At 47.6% G+C, this 19411-nt stretch carries 19 protein-coding genes, 2 tRNA genes and 1 other annotated feature; of the genes, 17 read left to right on the top strand and 4 right to left on the bottom strand.

Annotation, left to right across the window (positions count from 1 at the left end):
* Positions 1 to 66: 66 nt before the first annotated feature.
* On the bottom strand, positions 67 to 258 hold the full coding sequence (locus tag HNQ56_RS05975; protein ID WP_429143761.1) for a helix-turn-helix domain-containing protein: 192 nt from the start codon (positions 256 to 258) through the stop codon (positions 67 to 69).
* Positions 259 to 453: 195 nt separating this feature from the next.
* Between HNQ56_RS05975 and HNQ56_RS05970 the strand changes: the two genes are divergently transcribed.
* From HNQ56_RS05970 to HNQ56_RS05955, 4 genes are all read left to right on the top strand, one after another.
* A complete protein-coding gene (locus tag HNQ56_RS05970; RefSeq protein ID WP_429143760.1) occupies positions 454 to 1092 on the top strand; it encodes a hypothetical protein in 639 nt (212 codons plus the stop codon).
* Between the two features lie 130 nt (positions 1093 to 1222).
* Positions 1223 to 1507 carry a hypothetical protein gene (locus HNQ56_RS05965; RefSeq protein WP_429143758.1) on the top strand — a complete coding sequence of 95 codons (285 nt, stop codon included), beginning with the start codon at positions 1223 to 1225 and terminating at the stop codon, positions 1505 to 1507.
* A gap of 154 nt (positions 1508 to 1661) precedes the next feature.
* A complete protein-coding gene (locus HNQ56_RS05960; RefSeq protein ID WP_429143757.1) occupies positions 1662 to 2276 on the top strand; it encodes a SprT-like domain-containing protein in 615 nt (204 codons plus the stop codon).
* A 127-nt stretch (positions 2277 to 2403) separates the two neighbouring features.
* Positions 2404 to 3123 (top strand): hypothetical protein, encoded by a 720-nt coding sequence (locus HNQ56_RS05955; RefSeq protein ID WP_429143755.1) that lies wholly within the window; start codon positions 2404 to 2406, stop codon positions 3121 to 3123.
* Positions 3124 to 3534: 411 nt separating this feature from the next.
* Here HNQ56_RS05955 and HNQ56_RS05950 read toward each other — a convergent pair.
* Positions 3535 to 3607, bottom strand: a tRNA-Val gene (locus tag HNQ56_RS05950).
* A 126-nt stretch (positions 3608 to 3733) separates the two neighbouring features.
* On the opposite strand from HNQ56_RS05950, the gene HNQ56_RS05945 reads away from it, so the two are divergent.
* A tRNA-Ala gene (locus tag HNQ56_RS05945) sits at positions 3734 to 3806 on the top strand.
* 88 nt (positions 3807 to 3894) lie between these two features.
* Here HNQ56_RS05945 and HNQ56_RS05940 read toward each other — a convergent pair.
* Entirely contained in the window at positions 3895 to 4734 is an 840-nt protein-coding gene (locus HNQ56_RS05940; protein ID WP_429143753.1) for a hypothetical protein, read from the bottom strand.
* A gap of 209 nt (positions 4735 to 4943) precedes the next feature.
* On the opposite strand from HNQ56_RS05940, the gene HNQ56_RS05935 reads away from it, so the two are divergent.
* The 5 genes from HNQ56_RS05935 to HNQ56_RS05915 all read left to right on the top strand — a co-directional run bounded on the left by HNQ56_RS05935 (position 4944) and on the right by HNQ56_RS05915 (position 9168).
* A complete protein-coding gene (locus HNQ56_RS05935) occupies positions 4944 to 5108 on the top strand; it encodes a hypothetical protein (RefSeq protein WP_429143751.1) in 165 nt (54 codons plus the stop codon).
* A gap of 63 nt (positions 5109 to 5171) precedes the next feature.
* Positions 5172 to 5525, top strand: a complete 354-nt coding sequence (locus HNQ56_RS05930) for a hypothetical protein (RefSeq protein WP_429143749.1) — start codon at positions 5172 to 5174, stop codon at positions 5523 to 5525.
* A 101-nt stretch (positions 5526 to 5626) separates the two neighbouring features.
* Positions 5627 to 5779 (top strand): hypothetical protein, encoded by a 153-nt coding sequence (locus tag HNQ56_RS05925; protein WP_429143748.1) that lies wholly within the window; start codon positions 5627 to 5629, stop codon positions 5777 to 5779.
* A gap of 1050 nt (positions 5780 to 6829) precedes the next feature.
* Positions 6830 to 7327 (top strand): chemotaxis protein CheW, encoded by a 498-nt coding sequence (locus HNQ56_RS05920; RefSeq protein ID WP_429143746.1) that lies wholly within the window; start codon positions 6830 to 6832, stop codon positions 7325 to 7327.
* Between the two features lie 20 nt (positions 7328 to 7347).
* Positions 7348 to 9168 (top strand): methyl-accepting chemotaxis protein, encoded by a 1821-nt coding sequence (locus tag HNQ56_RS05915; RefSeq protein WP_429143744.1) that lies wholly within the window; start codon positions 7348 to 7350, stop codon positions 9166 to 9168.
* A 69-nt stretch (positions 9169 to 9237) separates the two neighbouring features.
* On the opposite strand, the gene HNQ56_RS05910 is transcribed toward HNQ56_RS05915, so the two are convergent.
* Positions 9238 to 9414 carry a hypothetical protein gene (locus tag HNQ56_RS05910; protein WP_429143742.1) on the bottom strand — a complete coding sequence of 59 codons (177 nt, stop codon included), beginning with the start codon at positions 9412 to 9414 and terminating at the stop codon, positions 9238 to 9240.
* Between the two features lie 103 nt (positions 9415 to 9517).
* Positions 9518 to 9807 (top strand) — a binding site (T-box leader).
* Positions 9808 to 9877: 70 nt separating this feature from the next.
* On the opposite strand from HNQ56_RS05910, the gene HNQ56_RS05905 reads away from it, so the two are divergent.
* The 7 genes from HNQ56_RS05905 (at position 9878) to HNQ56_RS05875 (ending at position 19249) form a co-directional block, all read left to right on the top strand.
* Positions 9878 to 12229, top strand: coding sequence for a valine--tRNA ligase (locus HNQ56_RS05905; RefSeq protein WP_429143741.1), 2352 nt, complete (start codon positions 9878 to 9880; stop codon positions 12227 to 12229).
* A gap of 116 nt (positions 12230 to 12345) precedes the next feature.
* Positions 12346 to 13521, top strand: a complete 1176-nt coding sequence (locus tag HNQ56_RS05900; protein ID WP_429143739.1) for an LCP family protein — start codon at positions 12346 to 12348, stop codon at positions 13519 to 13521.
* A gap of 63 nt (positions 13522 to 13584) precedes the next feature.
* Positions 13585 to 14463, top strand: coding sequence for a DMT family transporter (locus tag HNQ56_RS05895; RefSeq protein WP_429143737.1), 879 nt, complete (start codon positions 13585 to 13587; stop codon positions 14461 to 14463).
* A 34-nt stretch (positions 14464 to 14497) separates the two neighbouring features.
* The gene (locus tag HNQ56_RS05890) at positions 14498 to 15247 is read left to right on the top strand and encodes a TIM barrel protein (RefSeq protein WP_429143736.1); all 750 of its coding nucleotides are present in this window, start codon (positions 14498 to 14500) and stop codon (positions 15245 to 15247) included.
* 34 nt (positions 15248 to 15281) lie between these two features.
* Complete coding sequence (locus HNQ56_RS05885; protein ID WP_429143734.1) at positions 15282 to 16292, top strand: XdhC family protein; 1011 nt, start codon at positions 15282 to 15284, stop codon at positions 16290 to 16292.
* Between the two features lie 50 nt (positions 16293 to 16342).
* Entirely contained in the window at positions 16343 to 16813 is a 471-nt protein-coding gene (locus tag HNQ56_RS05880) for a low molecular weight protein-tyrosine-phosphatase (RefSeq protein ID WP_429143733.1), read from the top strand.
* Positions 16814 to 17137: 324 nt separating this feature from the next.
* Complete coding sequence (locus HNQ56_RS05875) at positions 17138 to 19249, top strand: immunoglobulin-like domain-containing protein (protein WP_429143731.1); 2112 nt, start codon at positions 17138 to 17140, stop codon at positions 19247 to 19249.
* The last annotated feature ends 162 nt before the right edge of the window (positions 19250 to 19411 follow it).

The following is a 19411-nucleotide window of genomic DNA, read 5'->3' as shown; positions in this document are numbered from 1 at the left end:
CCCCTTTATAATGTACCATTTGGCTTAGCGGAACTTTAGAATTGCTTAAAAACGTCGCAATAACGGTTACTTATCGCCAATATTACCCTTGTGTTCTCTCAACCTACTATCCTTTGGTTTTTCAGCATTCTTAGGAATAGCCCACGAACGACCAAAGAGTACCACACCGGGAATACGGCCTTCCTCACACAGCTTCTGTACACGGCGCTCAGAGATACCCCATTTTTTTGCGGCTTCTTTCGGCATGATATAATCCATGAGAGCACCTCCATAGTTGACTTTATTATATACGCTTGGACGAATAATATCAAGCGGGCCGCCCCTTTTTCTGGTGCTTTTGGGACAAGAAAAAGAGAAAAGCATTGATTATAGAGCTTGCTTTCACACCGCCAATATGTAAGCTGTGAGCCACAGGCAGAAAGCCTAATACAATTTGAAAGGCGGTAACGAAAAATGAAGGCAGGAAAAATCACAGCAAAATTGAGGGACGCGGTACCGGTTTGCTTCATGGTAGACGGCAAGGAGGTCAGGCGGTACAAGAATATTGAGCTTCCCGACGAGCTCAAAGAATTGGAAATCAAAGACTTTAAGTTCCATGTTCCGCAAGATGAAAAAATCGTATTTCATCTTATCTTTGACAAAGGGATATTGCCCGAGGTATTCCCCACGGAAAGGCCGAAAATGACCCGCGCAGCCAAGGCGGCGGAGAAAACAGCACCACAGGCGGCGGAAACTAAGGCAGCAGTAAAACCCATAACAGGAGAGGTAAAGCCCACGGCCCCGGTAACGGCTCCAAAGGTCGGAACAACGCCGGAATCCAAGCCAGCGGCCACAGTAGCAAACCCCGCCACCCTGACGACCAATCCCGTACCGGAAAAACCAGCCGCAAAAGAGGCAAAGCCGGAAGCGGCAAAGGCCACACCCGCCAAGGATATGAAGCCCATCACCCCGGCAACTGAGGCCGAAGCGGAGAAACCCGCCCCAAAGGCAGGCAAGCCTGAGGATAGCAAGCCGACGCCCTCCGCCGTAGCGGCCACGCCCCCGAAAGATACCAAACCCGCCGCGCCCACTAAAGAGGCAGCCAAAAAATAGCGCACCCCATTATTGGCCCTGCTTCGGCGGGGCTTTTTTGTGCAGATTTCTTTCCGTTTAGAGCTTGCTTTCCACCCGAAAAAATGTAAGCTGTGACACACAGAAAACATAATTTTAGGAGGCCATGAAAATGAAAAATAAGACTTTAACTAACATCTATACCGGCGAGCATATCGGGGAAATCGACGGCAATATAGTAAGGACGCCAATCGACACCTATCGCGTAGGGGATAGCGACCTTCAATGGCTAATAAATGAGGCCGTCAAGCGCCGTAATTTTTCAGCCATGGACGTTAAGGCGGTAGGTTTTTTAATCTATGAAGATGAAGATAAAAAGGGAAAATGGTTTGATACATTCGGGCGCAATGGGCAGGCAATAAAAATGTATGTGCCTACCAAGGACGAAGATGAATAACGAAAGCTATACCCCTAAACTCGGCCCCGCTTCGGCGGGGCTTTTTTCATGTAAATTTCTTTCTTAAAAGATACGTTTGGAGCTTGCTTTCCACCCGTGAATGGATAAGCTGTGACACACAGAATTGAAACATAATTTTAAGGAGGTCATGGCAATGCTGAAAATATCCGAAATCGTAAAGAAAACCGAGGACATGTTCGACTTGTTCAATGCGCATTTTTACAATAACGAGCTCATACGCCCGGCGATCACCGTATCTCCGGACGGCGGGCGCGGCTCCTATGGCTGGTGTAGCGTATACGAAATATGGAACGCGGAGGACGAGAAATACCACGAGATTAACCTTTGTGCGGAATATCTTGACCGGCCTTTGAACGAGGTATGCGCAACGCTGCTCCATGAAATGGCCCACCTATACAACCTTCAAAATGGAATACAGGACGTAAGCAATAACGGGTATTACCACAACATGAAATTCAAAGCGACCGCCGAGGCCCACGGCTTGCACATTAAAAAGCATCCGAAGTATGGCTGGACGGTAACTACCGTAACCCCGGAAGCCGAGGCATGGCTCCGAGAGGCTTTAGGCGAGGACGGTATCCGCGCAAGCCGCCTGCCGGAAGAAGGCGGCGGCAAGGGAGGCAGCAAGAAATCCATCAACCGGAGTATCAAATATGTTTGCCCTGAGTGCGGTACCATCATCCGGGCTACGCGGGAGGTCAACGTGGTATGCGGGGATTGCGGCGTAGCATTTGAGCGGGAGGAATAATCTGGCCCTCGTCGCCAGCTATTCACAACCATGTGTTATATTATAAACAAGGAAAATGTGTGCCATGAGCATTCGAAGTGCTATAATATTAGAATTAAGACGGAAAATGAAAAAAGGAGGTGAATTTATGTTGGAACCTTATCGTGCTATGCCGGTAAAAAATACGGATACGGCTACATGGTTGGAGGCATCCATTGAAAAGCCTTGGGGGCGTGGGGACAATGCCAATTATGCGGCAGCTATAATTCCTCGCGGATTTAAATCATATGCCCGGCTCTTGCATCCGGGATATATCGGAAACGGGGAACGTGAAGTGTCCTGGTCAGAGGTCGCAGAGCATTTCATGCGGAAGCCACATGCGCAAATGCAGTGGCACGCTATTACAAAATCACATCACTCTGGTATTTCATCTGTTGGTTTCAAAGCGCCGAATACGGGTAGTCTTCCACAAAATCAAGCTAAGGTACTGGTCGAAATTCTGCGTAAACATACGACCACACCTCAAGACTGTTATTTCGCCATATGGGATGGCTGGGGGTTTTTCGTTTCGGATGAGCTTCAGTCCGAAGCCGCATATCTAAAATTGCCACATCGGGGCTATTATTTAGTTCGCGGCACAATTGAAATTGCTGCACAATCTATATCGTCCCTTTCGTGGCAGAGCGCAAGCATATGGTGGCCGCGAGACCGCGCATGGTGTGTGGCGACGGAAGTTGACCTCATGTGGACATACATTGGCGGAAAATCTATGTGCATAGATGAAATTTTGAGGGATAAACGACTGGATACTTGGAGTGCGACTCTTGACGATAGGGTGGACATTCAAGGCGATCTGATAAATATATAAACAGGTCTGCAATCAACCGAACCACGCGAGCGGACAACGTGGTATTATCGACTATTCGAGCAGGCAAAATAAAAGATGGAAACAAAAAAGCGCCAGCCGGGGAATGCCTCGGCTGGCGCTTCTATGTCAATATGGAGGGGGGTGCATTTTTAGTGAGTATTGCATTCGGTGGAAATTTAATCTTACGAAAACGCTCCTAAATACAAGAGGGGGTGCAAAATTTTAGCCTTGCAGGCTGGAAGTTAGCAATTATAGTCATTTAGAGCTGGCCGTGCTATGTTGCGTGGTTTCAATGCAAAAGGCATTAAGGCAGCAAAGCCCCGTATTTACGGGATTTTTCAGGCATATATACAATGAAAGCCACCCGTGATAGGTGACTTTCATTGTATCAAAAGATGTCCTTTTCTTTGATGGAGACAACTGGACTTGAACCAGCGACTTCTTGCTTGTCGAGCAAGCGCTCTCCCAACTGAGCTATGCCTCCTTATTTCAAAATTATAACATGAATTGAGGCATTATACAAGAAAATTAATAAAACAAATGAAATATAAAATAAATGAATATTTTAATTGACAAATCCACAATTTTTGATATACTTACATATAGTTACGGGGCATTAGCGCAGTTGGGAGCGCACCACACTGGCAGTGTGGGGGTCAGGGGTTCAAGTCCCCTATGCTCCACTATTAAAATCTTGAGAAATCAAGGTTAATCACCGGATTATTCTATTGCAGGAACCGTCTCTGTTTGCAGCAGGGGCGGTTTTTTAATTTAGTTTTTATAAGTATTGATCGCCTTGCCATCTTGATCAAATACAGCAAGTGTTTCTATCCTCACATCTTCAAAATTTGCCAATGCCGCCATGGACATATGCTTAACCATTTCCATCGATAAACCATCAAATGCGTCTTTGTATTCATCCGCTATGTAATCAACAAGAATCTCAAAAGCTATATCTCCAGAGACTTCATTATTGCTTACCGCATTTTTTACATCAGCAATCTTCCATCCGGAAGCACTGGCAAGAAAATCGTAGATAGGAATATTTAATGCTGCCAGGGAGTAGTACTGTGTCTTTGCATCTTCCTCAGCGCTTATTTTATATAACGCCTCCCCAATCAAACACAAATCAAGATCATCTAAATCAAGCGCCGCACCAGTATCCAATAAGATTGGGCAGAGAATATCTAACCCGTCATCAGGATAATATTGACTTAAAATAAGTTGCGCTGAAGCATCAAGAGGGCGTTCCTTAAGGTGTAAGTTTCCGGTATAAAAGTTTTCCTCCTGAAATACTTCGAAATAATCAATATATTTGTACCAACCGGCTGCTAACTCCTCGGTACCAGATCCCCCGAAACTACTATACATGTAGGACGCAAGTTTGTCCGTTATTACTTCGTCCAATATTGGATCTTGAGGCTCTTCCACAGGTGTGGTCTCTGGCGTTACAGTAGGTATCGGGGTAGCAGTAGCGGGCACAGCAACATCCGTAGGTGCAGCGCTAGGCGTTACGGAAACATTGCCATCATCGACTTTGGCAACAGGGTTATTTTTGGCGCACCCTGTAAGCATAGACAGCAAAATAATAAATAAAATCAACTTTTTCATTTAAACAGCCCTCCCAATTATATTTTTCTAAATGTAATTAACAACATTTACCATTATAACATGTATTTGGAGGAATATCTATAATAAATTATGGGCCACCATACAACCAATTTTCTGCTGATGTCGTCAGAAAAAACTATGGGCATGCCGGAAGGAACCGGCTCAACCGAAAAGCAACTATAAATTCGCGCATGATGGAGCAGCGCTAAATGGAGAGTGCTGGGGAAGCATATCCGGTGGCAAGATCAATGTGCATACCGGAGCTGAACACTGAATTTGAGCCTGTAGGGCCGTCTGAAAATCCATTTAGCAGGACCAAGCACAGGAATGATGACTGGCCCGAGGAGCAGTGGAGAGTTGTGTCGGATCAATAAGTGGAATTTAACCATTTTGGCAGACAGACATATATTATTATAAAGATATATTAGTGGTGGATTATGGAAACAGAAAGTTATTCAATTTCATTTTTTGGACTTGACCCCCAATATTATACCAATACCATCGTCGGGAATATATGGAATACAGCGGCGGTTAGAGTTTATCAGGAAACCGGTATTAGCATTACAGGGGAGGTACATGAGAGATATTACGTTAGGCCAGATATTGGAGAACTTAACGGCAGCATTATTTTTATGATTGAAAGTAAAAAAGATCCCCATGAAGCAGTAACTGACCAGGATTACTGGAATGCATATCGGGAGGTTGTTGAAGAGACGAGAAGTAGATTGGAAAATCCCAGTATGAGCCTGACAGCAGAGATGGTCAATATTACTTATTTTGAAAAAGTCTGACGTAAGCTGAGTGGTAGAAATACCACTTAATTAAAAGAGGTACAAGCAATATAAAAGCATCCCGCGGTTGAGGACCGGGGAAAGAGGTGGATGATGAACTGATGGAGAAGGTGAAGCCTGAGACAGCAAGGGATGAAATCAGAGCTTTGAAAATCAATCATGTAGATTATACTGAGGCTGATATCAATAAGGAGCTCGAACGAAGGGAAGCTAAGCTAAGGCTCTTCAGGATGATGATTTTATTGAAGATCTGAGGAAACGTGCACAGATTAAACTTGATGCAGTGATTTGGACCGAGGTGCTGTGCATGAATTATTAAAAATGGCCCATCCATGAGGACGGGCCGTAATCATCTTAGTTGCAATTGCTATAACCGCAGTATTTTAAAATCTGGTTTAACAAATCGTTGAAATTGCATGAGCTTAATTTAAAACACATGATGTCTGCCTCCTTACGAAGATTGTTATTTCTTAGGAACAATTGAATTGTAGCACATGCGTAACACAAATGTAATATTTAAATGATGGTTAGCCAGTTATCATATGGGCATAACTGAAAATTTAGGAAAAGGAGCGTACCGCAATGAGAAGAGAAATCTGTGAATGGTGTCCTGTGAGGATACTGATAGGTGTGAAACCTGTGAAAAGCGGGTATGTGGAGTATGTGGCTGCACCGCAACCGGGGGTTGGCCCTTGCGCTTAGGATTAGCCCGTTTCCCATCGATGCTCCCAGGGAAAGAATACCAAGTCAACAGACTTTAACAAGCCAAACTCTATATAGGCACAACGGAATTTTAAATAGGCATGGACCTCCTCGATTAATTTAGCAGTCTCGACTTTGTACCTAAATCTTTTGCCGCTAAACTCAATACCCCAGGCATCGATGCGTATATCGCCTTTTGGATTAAAGGCGGCAACAACACATACCTCATGGCGGTGCGGAAATACAACGCTATTTGCAGCAGCTGCATAGTGACCGGATATCATGGTATCACCTCAACAAAATAATAATATAGATAAATTATAGAACAAATGTTTGTATTTTGCAATGGAAAGTAATTGAAAAATATATCTTTTGAAGGGAGAATAAGAAAATGAATTTATCAGATAAGTGGAATGACCAGGCCGATATTGTGAGTATTTTGTCGAAAAATGAAATTCCATACCAAAAGTACCAAGACGCAGAAAACAATTCGCTGTATGATTACATATGATGGATTGTTTTTTTTCGTGCCTGATTCAGGAACGGTATGAAGAAAACAAATGATATTAAAAAAATGAGAAATAGGAAAGGAGTAAGTAAAAATGGAGCAAATGGAATTGATGAATCTGAAAGAACAGGACGAGGATACCCTTAAGGGAAAATATCTGGTTTTTTCAGTGGGAGAACACGAGTTGTACGGAATGGAGATTCGTTATGTCACTGAAATCATTGGAATGCAGGCTGTGACAAGGGTTCCGGAAATGCCTGTATACATGAAAGGGATTATTAATCTCCGGGAGAAAATCATACCCATTATGGATGCCCGGCTGCGATTCAAGAAAGAAGAGAGAAGCTATGATGAAAAAACCTGTATTATCGTCATTGACACGGGGAATATCTCCATCGGTCTGATCGTGGACAGGGTTGTGGAGGTACTTTCCCTGCAGGATGGGGATATTGCGCCGCCTCCGGATTTTAGCAAAGGAGGGCGCAACTACATTATGGGTGTCGGTAAAGCGGGAGGAAGCATCACGCTGCTGCTGGACTGTAAAAAGCTCCTGAGTGACGAAGAGCTGACAGAACTGGCAGCATCCCTGTAAAACTTTGGAGGGCGGAAAAGATGAAAAAATGGTTTAGTAATTTAAAAATCGGATTTAAAATTACCTGCGGCTTCCTGATGGTGACCGTAATCGCGGGGCTGATCGGAGTAATCGGGATCATCAGCTTGAATACCGTTAGTACGACGTACCGTGCCTCCTACTCGGAGACGACTGCGGCATTGCAGTATACGGAACGGATCAGCTCTTCCTTCCAGGAGGTGCGGACTAACCTCTTTGAAATGATATTGGCCGATAATACGGCGGACAAGGAAGACTGTATCAGCAGCATACAGGATCATAGAAGTACTATAGATGATAATTTGAACAAATACAAAGCCCTTCTTGCACAATACCCGCCGGAGGAGGTAGAAGCGGACCTTAAGCTTGTTGCCAATCTTGAAGCCGCTGTGAATGCATTTGGCAATAAACGAAAGGAATTCATGAACGGTATCGGTATGGATACGGCACGCCGCAGTGAAGCCTATCGTATTCTGAGTGATGGGGGAGAGCTCCATGCTCTGGCTCAGGATATGGAGGCAGCCATTGACGCGTTGATTGATTCCAACAATGCGTATGCGATAGAGCAGATGGCAGCCCATGATGAGACAGCCATGCGCTCCGAGGTCACCATGGGCATATTCATTATAGCCGGAGTGATTGTTGCGGTGCTGATCGGGCTGCTTCTGGCAAGGAATCTGTCAAAGCGGATCGGGATGATTATGGAGGCTACCGGTAAGCTGGCCAGGGGGAATCTGGATGTCAATATTGAGGTAAACTCAAGGGATGAAATCGGAGTGCTGGCGCAGACCTCCCGGGGGATGGCCGATACATTGAAAACAATCATAAATGATCTTACACGCGGGCTGACTGCATTTGCCGAGGGTAATTTCGCTCTGGACTCGCAGGCGGAGGACAGTTATGTAGGCGATTACCGTCCTATGCTGGATTCTATACGAAGAATGAGAGACAGGCTCAGCGATACGCTGAGAAATATTGACGTAGCAGCCGAGCAGGTGGCAACCGGATCCGATCAGGTCTCCGGCGGAGCGCAGGCGCTGGCCAGCGGCTCGACCCAGCAGGCGGCCGCCGTACAGCAGCTGACTGCTACGGTGGAAAGCATTGCGGAGCAGGCGGCAGAGAACTCAGCCACAGTTGCAGCTGCATCAAAATCAGTGCAAAAGTCCGTTGAAGGTGTGAAGGAAGGAAACCAGCATATGGAGCAGCTTACCCGCGCCATGGCGGACATCGGCTCCGCTTCGAGCCAGATTGCCAATATCTCTAAGGTAATAGAAGACATCGCGTTCCAGACTAATATTCTGGCTCTCAATGCCGCAATTGAGGCGGCCCGTGCCGGAAGTGCCGGCAAGGGCTTCGCAGTGGTAGCGGAGGAGGTGCGGACTCTTGCCGCAAAGTCGGGTGAGGCAGCCAAACAGACAACAGAGCTGATTGAGCATTCGGTGGCTACTGTGGCCAGGGGTGCGGAGATCACAGGACGAACGGCAAAGATATTGAAAAATGTGGAAACCAGTTCTGCTGAGGTGACAGAGAGCTTTGGAAGGATGGAGCAGTCCATTGAAGAGCAAAACGGCGCCATCGGGCAGATCAGGCAGGGACTTTCCCAAATTTCCACCGTTGTACAGACCAATGCTGCCACAGCCCAGGAGAATTCCGCTACCAGCGAAGAGATGTCGGCCCAGGCCGCTATGCTGCGCCAGGAGGTAGGTAAATTCAAGCTGGCGGGAGAGAGGCAATTCAGAAGGAATACAAAGCCGGACTTGACAGGGGTAGATATGATTGGCGCAAAAGCCTTATCTGACGGCGTGGGACTGGGAAAGTATTGATAGGGAAAGGTGCCTGACACCGCTTGAAAAGGGGCAGCCTGAACCAGGCTGTCCCTTTTCAGATGTTGTTTAATTCGATGTGATCCGGGGCTTCGGCCCTTCACCCGGAGGGGTGTAGAATGGATCATTGTAAGCGCTGTTGGATGCGGTTTTTGAACGGTGATCTGTGTGGGTGACATTTTTATTAGTGATATTGCCGCCGGCAGCACTGCCCTGCTTTTTTGAAGAAATATCCTTGTTATTCATAATAGATGGCTCCTTTCGCTTTTTAATAGTGTCTGCAAATTCGATTAAGATTAATACTTGATTATTTTTACAAAACAGGTTATACTGATGAAAATTGAATACAATAAAGGCATTGACGAGGAGGAGTACATGTTGATCGGATGCAAAGAGAGAAGGCGGCTGGTGGAAGCCTTCGTGAAGAAAACATGGAAGTAGCCTCTGAGCTGTGAACCGAACGGAAGGTAAGGATCGGGTTCATTCCTGTGATATTCTTCCCTGTAGACTTCAACGGGATTTCCGCCGTCATTGGAAAACGATATCGGAGAGATGGGCTTCATCTGTCCCGTATTGGCAGAGTGCAGAGAGTATTCTCTGAATTTAGGTGGTACCACGGACGCAATGTTCGCCCTAAAGCAACTGTAATATCAGTTGCTTTAGGGCGTTTTTATTGTGTTCAATCACTAAAATCTTTGGAGGTATTCGCATGGAAAAGCACTACAATGCAAATCAGATTGAGAAGCAAATGCAGGAGTTCTGGGAAGAAAAGCAGATTTACAAATTTAAGCCGGAGCATCAGGGAGAGGTATATTCCATTGACACGCCGCCGCCCACAGTCAGCGGAAGTCTGCATATCGGTCATCTTTTTTCCTACGCCCAGGCAGAGATGATCGCACGGTTTCGCAGAATGCAGGGCGATAATGTCTTCTATCCCTTTGGCTTTGATGACAACGGGCTGCCGACGGAGCGCCTGGTAGAACGCGAGGAAGGCATCTATGCCAAGGATTTGCCGAGAAGTGAATTTATTGAAAAATGCAAAGCGACTACAGAAAAATATGAAACGGAATTTAAAGGATTGTGGAAGTCCCTGGGGTTTTCCGTTGACTGGTCCATGCAGTATGAAACCATCAGCCCGGATGTCAGAAGGATTTCCCAGGAACTCTTTCTTGAGCTGGTGAAAATGGATAAGGCTTACACAAAGGAGTCCCCGGTGCTCTGGTGTACGGAATGCCAGACCTCCATTGCCCAGGCGGAGCTGGACACTGCCGACGTGGACAGCACCTTCAACTATATTCCCTTTATGGTGGAAGGCCGGGCGGTCCTTGTTGCCACAACGAGGCCGGAGCTTTTGTACGGATGTGTCTGCCTCTTCGTCAACCCGGAGGATGAACGGTATCAGGATATCATCGGGAAGAAGGCGGCCGTTCCCCTCTATCATTATGAGATTCCGGTTTTGGCAGATGAAAAGGCCGGGATCGAGAAAGGAACCGGTGTTGTTATGTGCGCGACCTTCGGCGACAGCACCGACGCCGAATGGGTCAGAGACCATCAGCTGCCGTACCGCAGGGTTATTCTGCCGGACGGTACAATATCCGGGGATGTTCCCTTGATCGGAGGAATGAAGGTTAAGGCGGCCAGGAAGGAAATAATCCGGCTGCTGGAGGAAGAAGGGCTGCTTCATAAATCCGAACCCATCACCCATACGGTTGCTACCCATGAGCGCTGCGGAAAGGAGGTTGAGATTATTCCCTCCCGGCAGTGGTACATCGATATTCTGACGGATAAGGATAAGTTTCTGGAGGCGGCCGACCGTATTAACTGGTATCCGGCTCACATGAAAAACCGTTATATCTCCTGGGTTGAAAATCTGAAATGGGACTGGTGCATTTCCCGCCAGCGTTATTTCGGCGTTCCCTTCCCGGTCTGGTACTGCAAGGCCTGCAAGAAGGCCGTATATGCAAGGCTGGAGCAGCTTCCCGTGAATCCTCTGGAGACGGAGTATGACGGCATTTGCCAATGCGGCTGCAGGGAATTTGTACCGGAAAGCGCTGTTTTTGATACCTGGGCCACCTCGTCGGTCACACCTCAGATCAACCAGAGAACCGGCATCCGCCTGACCCCCATGAGCATGAGAACCCACGCCCATGAAATCATCCGGACCTGGACCTTTTATTCTATTGTCCGAAGCCTTTACCATACCGGGGATATCCCCTGGAAGGATCTGATGATTAATGGCTTTGTCCTTGCGAAGAAAGGGGAGAAGATCAGCAAATCCAAGAATAATTCCGCTCTCGATCCGGCGGCCCTGATTGAAGCGCATTCGTCGGATGTGCTGCGTTACTGGTCGGCAAATGCACGGCTGGGCACGGATACCTTCTTTGACGCCGATGAGCTTACCATATCGAAACGGTTTATCACCAAGCTGTGGAATGCATCGAAATTTGCCATATCCCATCTCACGGACCTGGATTTATCCCTGGTTCCGGCTCTTATGCCCATTGACCGCTGGATGCTGGAGCGCATGAAGGAAACCGTGATCCGGGTGACAGAGCTGCTGAAGGAATATGAAATCGGTCAGGCCCGCCACGAGCTTGATGAGCTGTTCTGGAGGGATTTCTGTGATAATTATATTGAAATCGTGAAAGCCAGACTGTATCAGCCGGAGGTGCATGGGCAGGAGGAACGGCGTTCGGGCCAGTACGCCCTCTATTATGCGCTCCTGAATATCTTAAAAATGTATGCCATCTATGTTCCGCATATTACGGAATACATTTATTCGGAATTTTTCAGGCAGCACGAAGGGGCGGAATCGATTCATACTACCCTGTGGGAGAGGCCGGAAGCGGTGGATAAAGATATTCTCAGCTTTGGGAAAAGCGTTATGGAAACTGTTGCCGGAATTCGCAGATTCAAGTCGGAGAACAATCTGTCCATGCGTGCCGGGATGGAGCGGCTGGAGCTTCGCTGCGATGCGGAATTTGCGGATTGGTGGAGGGAAACGGAGAAGGATTTGCAGGCTTGTGCCAATGCGGAGCAGATTGTCTATGTTAATCTGTAAAGAGTTGGATGCCACACAATAATGCTTTATTATTTTGCGGTTTTATGATAGAATGACGACATTGGGGATAGCAGCAGTATTGGATAAGTATTGAGACAGATAACGAGGTGAATGAAATGCAGAATAGAAAGGAACAGGAAGAACTGCTGGGACAGCAGGTCTTGGAAATCATGCAGGAAGAACAGCAGGAGCCCCGGCAAAGAGAGGAATTCTCAGAGCAGGGAGGAGGGCCGAAGAGAAAGGGAAAGAGTAAGAAGTCCCGGCGTAAGAAGCGCGCTCTTAAGACCGTTACCGTTATTATGGTGCTGTTGCTGGTATGTATGGGACTTGTGCTGGGGACGAAGGCGGGACGGAGTGTCATTTACCGGGCTGCGGGCAACTTTGTATATCAGAACATGGATAATACGGAGGGCGAAGAGGACGAGACAAGTGATATCCAGCATATGCCGGGGGCGCGCCATGAGGATTATGTGACAAACTATCTGATCTTCGGAATAGAGAAGTTTGGCGGAGCAAGAAATACGGATTCCATGATGATTGCGTCCATTAATACGAAGGATAACACGGTGAAGCTTACCTCCCTGCTGAGAGACAGCTATGTGGACATACCGGACCATAAGCCCAATAAGCTGAATTCCGCTTATGCCAAGGGCGGAGCTGCGCTGTTGATTCAGACTATCGAAACCAACTATAAGATACAGATTGACGGCTATGCTTCCGTTGACTTTGAATCCTTCGAGGAGATCGTGGATATGTTAGGCGGAGTCACGATTGAGCTGGGGAAAGAGGAAGCCGCCTATCTGAACAAGACCAATTATATTTCCAAGAAGGCGAATCGGAATGTCCATGCCGGAGTCAATAAGCTCAACGGCAACCAGGCTATGGGATATTGCCGTGTCCGTAAGGTGAAGACTCTGGGCGGCGCAAACAGTGATTATGGGCGTATTGTGCGTCAGCAGAGAGTTTTAAAAGCCATGTTTGACAGCTATGTGGCACCGAGAAATATGCTTCAGCTTCTTCCTATTACAAAAAAGGGCTTGGGTTATGTTACAACGAATCTGTCCCAGAAGCAGATAGAGCGGGCAATGGAAGCGGTAGTGGAGAACCGGATCACGAAGATGGAGACCTCCCGTATTCCGGTAGACGGAGCCTTTGATGCTCCGAAGAAAGCCAATGGGATCGGCTATCCTCTGATCCTGAACTGGCAGAAGAACCGTGTGGCACTGTATCAATTCGTTTTTGGAGATACGAAGGAGGAAGCGGAGGCGAAGCTGGCCGCTCTTGAAAAATAAAAAGTCTGAGGGGGTGCTGTAAATTTGCAGCATCCTCTTTGGTAAACGCAGGAGGACATGGGAATGAAAAACAGACTGGCAATCGGCGGTCTTATCATAGTGACAGTTATATGGGGCGGGGGCTTTGTTGCCAGTGATATGGCATTGGAGAGCCTGCATCCGTTTCAGATTCTGACAGCGAGGTTTTTACTGGGAACGGTTCTTATGGGGGCGGTGAGTATTCGTTCCCTCAAGGGAATTACAAAAAAAGAGGCATTGGCCGGGGGGCTTATGGGAGTCACTCTCTTTGCCGGATTTGTGTTTCAGATTGTCGGGCTGCAATATACAACGCCATCCAAGAACGCGTTTTTAACAGCCTTAAATGTGGTGATGGTGCCCTTTATTGCATTCCTGATTTTAAAGAAGAGGGTGGGAATAAGAGGCGTTGCCGGTGCTCTGATGTCGGTGGGCGGAGTGGCCTTGCTGTCCCTGGACGGGAAATTCTCCATGGGGATTGGGGACGGATTAACCCTGATCTGCGCCGTAGGATTTGCCTTTCAGATATTCCTTACCGGGGAATTTGTTAAGAAATACCGGGTTGCCGTGTTGAATTTTATTCAGATGGCAACTGCATTCTTGCTGTCGGCAGTGTGTATGGCAGGCTCAGGAGAGATGCAGTTTGAGATTACAGCCAAGGGCGGATTGAGTGTGCTTTATCTGGGTGTGGTCAGCACAACCGTCTGCTATCTGCTTCAAACTACATGCCAGAAATATGTGGAGGAAACGAAGGCGGCAATTATTATGTCAATGGAATCCGTATTTGGAACTATATTTTCCGTCATAATACTGCATGAGGTCATGACCTTGCGCATGGTGCTGGGCAGTGCGGTTATCCTGGCGGCGCTGGTGATATCGAATCTTCCGGAGGCCCAGGGGCGGCAGGAAGAAGCAATGATAGAATAAATACATATCGAAGTGGGGAAACGGAGGAAACGAAATGAAATTTTCAATTTGTACCGACAGCGTTCTGAGGAATATGAGCACGGCGGATGCGATTGGCACGGCAGGAGCATTGGGCTATGAGGCGGTGGAATTCTGGTCCTGGTGGGATAAGGACCTGGCATCCATCAACAGGAGCCGGTTAGAGAACAAGGTGAATATAGCAGCCATCTGTACCCGGTTTATAAGTCTGACGGACAGCAGCAAACGGACTGAATACAGGAAGGGACTTAAGGAAACCATTGAGACGGCCGAACTTTTGGACTGCCGCTGTATTATCTCCCAGGTGGGCGGCGATACAGGGGAGACGTTCGAGATACAGAAAAGGAGTATCCGGGATGGATTGCTGGAATGTATTCCTCTGCTTGAAAACCGGGATATTACATTGGTTATTGAACCGTTGAACACCACAATTGATCATATGGGTTACTTTCTATGGTCCTCCCAGGTGGCAGCCGATATCCTTGGTGAAGTGAAATCCCCCAGGATTAAGATGCTGTTTGATTATTACCATCAGCAGATCATGGAAGGGGATATTATCCGGCGCAGTACAAAGCTGGTTGATAAAATAGGGCATGTGCATGTGGCCGGGAATCCGGGAAGGCATGAGCCGGACAACGGAGAGATCGCATATCCGCAGGTGCTGAAAAGCTTAGTGGCAGCAGGATATCAGGGATATATCGGGCTGGAATATTATCCTTCGGAAGATCCCGTCGAAGGATTGAAGAAGATCAAAGACTGGGGATAATGAGAGAAGGAGATAAGTCAGAATGGAGGCTGCCATGGGATTTTATCAGTATATTAATTCAATAGAAAAGGATAAGAACTATCATGTCGCGACGGTGATCCATGGGAAATCAATGGGGGAAAAGGCCGTTTTCCTTGACAGTGAGATAGTGTATGCCACAAAGGAATTGGAATTATGGAACAGTGTGGCAGGCCGGATTCCCAAGGGAACCGCGATGATTGAGACGGAAGACAGCCGTGTCTATATTGAACCCCTGCAGGACGAATATAAAATAGTGATCTGCGGGGCAGGCCATATTTCCATACCGGTAATACAAATCAGTAAGATGCTGGGTTTCCAGGTGACAGTAATCGATGACCGTCCCCAGTTTGCCAACAATGCCAGGGAGGCGGGAGCGGATCGGGTTCTGTGTGATGAGTTTGAGCATGCCCTCAGTCAGATTCCGGGAGATATCAGCACCTTTTTTGTCGTAGTCACAAGAGGGCACCGCCATGACCAGGTTTGTCTGGAAAGCATCCTTCAAAAAGAAAACCGGTATATAGGAATGATCGGGAGCAAGGTAAGAGTTCGCACCGTGAAGGAGGCTCTGATTGAGAAGGGGGTTGACCAGACCAGGCTGGACCAGCTCTATTCCCCCATCGGCCTGGACATCAAAGCGGAGACACCGGCAGAAATTGCGGTTGCCATCATGGCCGAGATCATTCAGGTAAAGAATTCCGTCCAGGCCGGTTCAGGCTATTCCAAACAGCTGCTGAAATGTCTGGACAGTGAGGAATACAAGGAGATACCCAAGGCGCTGGTGACGATTGTAGCCAGAAAGGGCTCCGCCCCCAGAGGCATAGGAACCAAGATGTTGGTCTTAAAAGATGGGACAATCATAGATACCATCGGCGGCGGATGCGTTGAAGCGGAAGCAAGACAGAAGGCGATACAGTGCATGGATGACGGAATACCGGCCTTGATAACGGTGGACATGACCGGAAATGATGCAGAGGAAGGAATGGTATGCGGAGGAATTATTTCGCTGTTTATTGAGCCGGTCTGACCTGCCCGGGATTAATTTGAGTTTATTGTTTTGACGGAGGTTTGAGATATATGGTAAAGATATTATTTGTCTGTCACGGCAACATCTGCCGTTCCCCTATGGCGGAGTTTGTTTTTAAGGATCTGGTGAAAAAGAAGGGGATCGGGCATCTCTTTGAGATTGCATCCGCTGCTACAAGCACAGAGGAGATCGGCAATCCGGTTCATCCGGGAACCCGGCGAATCCTCAGCCGGCACGGAATATCCTCCGAAGGGAAATCTGCCCGCCAGCTGACCGGATCGGATGGCCGGTATTATGATTATATTATAGGCATGGATCAGCGGAATATGGCTAATATGAACCGTATGATCGGGAAGGATGCCGGGAATAAGCTGTACAAGCTTCTCGATTTTACCGGGGAAGGCCGGGATGTGGATGATCCTTGGTATACCGGAGATTTTGAAAAGACCTATGAGGATGTCTGGAACGGATGCATGGCTTTGCTGGAGCATCTCGGCCTTTCCGGAGAGACCCGTATCTAAAATATTTTCTGTCATTCTTGCATATCTATTGTTCCTCCCTGCCCGGTTTCTGCTGCTTATATCACTGATAGCAGGAGTTATTTATTTTGGGCGGGGAATCGGGAGCATTCCGTGAATTTATCGTGATTCCATAATCGGTAACACAAAAATAATCGAATGATATAGATAAGGTGCAATAAAAAGTCATTGACAAATAAAAAATGGTATTATATTATAGTTATATGAAATCGGTTTCACAAAGCATGTCGTTGTGCATTGTGTATAAGGCGAATTACGTCAAAATGTGCAACCGATTACATATAAATTAAGGAGGAGGAAGGTTTCATGATTAGGAAAATGTTGAAAAAATCAACAGCCGTATTCGTTGCTATTTCAGTACTGGCAGTGCTGTCCATGTCTGCGTGTGCCAAAAAAGGAACACAAGAAACGGATACAAAGGTGGACCCCACACAGGCGGTTACCGCCACTAAGGCACCGGAGGCAGATAAGGAGGCGGTTACGGACACGCCGGCAGCCGCCGAGCCCAAGATCATCCGTTTCGGAACACATTGGCAGGCCGGGCTGGATCCCAATTACCAAGATCCCACGACAGGGGAGTATACCATGGAGGAAGCATCCAGGCAGGCATCTCTGGCGGCCTTACAGGCGGTGAAAGATCAGCTTAATGTAGAAGTGGAATTTATACAGTACGCAACGGATACCCGGAGTGAGCTGATTACCAGCGTGCTGGCGAACAATCCGGTATGTGATATTGCAATTCTGTGGGGAGGATCTGAGAACACGGTGCTATCCCAGAATATCCTGCAGCCTCTGGATGACTACGCGGATATGTTTTCGGACGAGGAATATTCCTGGATGCTTTACGACAAACTCTACGGCCATAATTATTTCCTGACCTCGAAGCAGGCTTTTGTACCCAGATGGCCCCTGATTTACAATGCGACTATGATCGAAAAGGTGGACTCCTTAAAGGATGAAAACGGCAAGACCATCTATCCTACAACCCTGTTCCTGGAGGGCAAATGGACCTGGAACACCTTCAAGGATTATATTTCTAAGATCAAGACCTACTATGCCAATACCAAGGCTCCCGATTCTGCCGAGTACGATATGGTACAGGCGTATGAGACCGACCACCGTTTTGCGGGGCTTTCCGCTATTTTTGCGGCAGGAGGCGGCATCTACGGTGCGGATGGAATTCAGGCTGACAGTGCTGCCTCCCTAAAGGCGACCTCGTTTATTAAGGAGTTAATGGATGCGGGCGTTATGGTGGACTGCGGATTATATGATGACGGATATACCCCCAAATGGTGCCAGGGTGCTTCTGATTTCCAGGCAGGCGCAAGTGTATTTACAGATTGCCCGGACTGGCTCATCGGGGGAACCGCTTCCGCGGCATCGGACAGAGGGGAATCCATCGGTATCGTGCCCTGGCCCAGACCGGATGATCTGGCAGCGGATGATCCGGCTTACCGGCAGGTTTTAACCGTGGGTGACAGCATGGGTATCCTGAAGGGTGTGGATGAAGAGACGACCAAGCTGGCATTGGAATTCTTAAAGGTTTACTACAGTACATATTATAAGACCTTAGGCAGTGTTGACAGCCTTTCCGCTTACAAGAACAGCGCGGCAACCGCCCAGGCAGCCAGCTTTGGATTTGATATTTTCAGCGAACAGTTTGGCGATGACCTGTTATCCGCCTTCCAGTACGTGGCAAACCAGACGGTTCCCAATGATTACTCTGATTTGCTGGGCTTCCGCGTAATCTGGGATGATATCTTCGGTAAATCCCTCTACGGGGTGGATGGCTATGCGTCCTATGATGTATCCGTAGCGGCCAATAAGAATCTGTTTACGGAAAAGGCCTCCGGCATGGAAGCAATCCTTTCCAGTGATGAGATCAGGGATAACATTGCTCCTGAAATTAAGAATACGGATCCCGTGGTATTAGCCGCAGGGACCGATCCGGCAGGCGTAGCCTTTTCTGATTATGTATCCGTTACAGACGCCATAGACGGTGTGCTGGATGCCACTGCGGCAAGCTATGACTATTCCGCGGCAGATTTTAACACAGTAGGGAAGTATGACAACGGACTAAAGGTTAAGATGGCTGATAAATCGGGCAATGAGGCCAGCATGAGTACCTCGGTTGTAATTTATAATCCTGACAACAAATCCGCACCGGTAATCACCCTGGTTGAGGCCCCCCGCACAGTGCATATTGACGAGGATGCGTCGGCAATTTCCTGGAAGGGCGATTTCATTGCAAGCGCCGTGGATGCGGACGGACTGGATGTATCCGGCAAGCTTGCGGCGGATATTTCAAGCCTTGATACATCAACACCCGGCGATTATGAAGTGGTAATTACAGTAACGGATTATGCAGGCAACAGCAGCAATGTAACGCTCACTGTGACAGTTGCGAAAGCAGAATAGAGAAGCAGGTAATCCAGTATCCTGAATAAGGTATGTGCCGGCTGCCATAAAACGTCAAAGATTGAAGAGCTGGAGGACGGGGATTTATGGCAGTCGGTTTTTAATCGTATAGGAAAGTACGCCCTATACGATTAAAATGCTCCGCAGGATGCACATGCCGCG

It is taken from the genome of Anaerotaenia torta (assembly GCF_050433395.1).
In the GTDB taxonomy this organism is placed as follows: Bacteria; Bacillota; Clostridia; order Lachnospirales; family Lachnospiraceae; genus Mobilitalea; species Mobilitalea torta.
Note: the sequence above shows the minus strand (reverse complement) of the source record. Positions and strands in the feature narration are given on the sequence as shown.

Coding starts and splice junctions, on each gene's coding strand:
- HNQ56_RS05975 (WP_429143761.1), bottom strand. CDS start 258: ATGGATTATATCATGCCGAAAGAAGCCGCAAAAAAATGGGGTATCTCT.
- HNQ56_RS05970 (WP_429143760.1), top strand. CDS start 454: ATGAAGGCAGGAAAAATCACAGCAAAATTGAGGGACGCGGTACCGGTT.
- HNQ56_RS05965 (WP_429143758.1), top strand. CDS start 1,223: ATGAAAAATAAGACTTTAACTAACATCTATACCGGCGAGCATATCGGG.
- HNQ56_RS05960 (WP_429143757.1), top strand. CDS start 1,662: ATGCTGAAAATATCCGAAATCGTAAAGAAAACCGAGGACATGTTCGAC.
- HNQ56_RS05955 (WP_429143755.1), top strand. CDS start 2,404: ATGTTGGAACCTTATCGTGCTATGCCGGTAAAAAATACGGATACGGCT.
- HNQ56_RS05940 (WP_429143753.1), bottom strand. CDS start 4,734: ATGAAAAAGTTGATTTTATTTATTATTTTGCTGTCTATGCTTACAGGG.
- HNQ56_RS05935 (WP_429143751.1), top strand. CDS start 4,944: ATGGAGAGTGCTGGGGAAGCATATCCGGTGGCAAGATCAATGTGCATA.
- HNQ56_RS05930 (WP_429143749.1), top strand. CDS start 5,172: ATGGAAACAGAAAGTTATTCAATTTCATTTTTTGGACTTGACCCCCAA.
- HNQ56_RS05925 (WP_429143748.1), top strand. CDS start 5,627: ATGGAGAAGGTGAAGCCTGAGACAGCAAGGGATGAAATCAGAGCTTTG.
- HNQ56_RS05920 (WP_429143746.1), top strand. CDS start 6,830: ATGGAGCAAATGGAATTGATGAATCTGAAAGAACAGGACGAGGATACC.
- HNQ56_RS05915 (WP_429143744.1), top strand. CDS start 7,348: ATGAAAAAATGGTTTAGTAATTTAAAAATCGGATTTAAAATTACCTGC.
- HNQ56_RS05910 (WP_429143742.1), bottom strand. CDS start 9,414: ATGAATAACAAGGATATTTCTTCAAAAAAGCAGGGCAGTGCTGCCGGC.
- HNQ56_RS05905 (WP_429143741.1), top strand. CDS start 9,878: ATGGAAAAGCACTACAATGCAAATCAGATTGAGAAGCAAATGCAGGAG.
- HNQ56_RS05900 (WP_429143739.1), top strand. CDS start 12,346: ATGCAGAATAGAAAGGAACAGGAAGAACTGCTGGGACAGCAGGTCTTG.
- HNQ56_RS05895 (WP_429143737.1), top strand. CDS start 13,585: ATGAAAAACAGACTGGCAATCGGCGGTCTTATCATAGTGACAGTTATA.
- HNQ56_RS05890 (WP_429143736.1), top strand. CDS start 14,498: ATGAAATTTTCAATTTGTACCGACAGCGTTCTGAGGAATATGAGCACG.
- HNQ56_RS05885 (WP_429143734.1), top strand. CDS start 15,282: ATGGGATTTTATCAGTATATTAATTCAATAGAAAAGGATAAGAACTAT.
- HNQ56_RS05880 (WP_429143733.1), top strand. CDS start 16,343: ATGGTAAAGATATTATTTGTCTGTCACGGCAACATCTGCCGTTCCCCT.
- HNQ56_RS05875 (WP_429143731.1), top strand. CDS start 17,138: ATGATTAGGAAAATGTTGAAAAAATCAACAGCCGTATTCGTTGCTATT.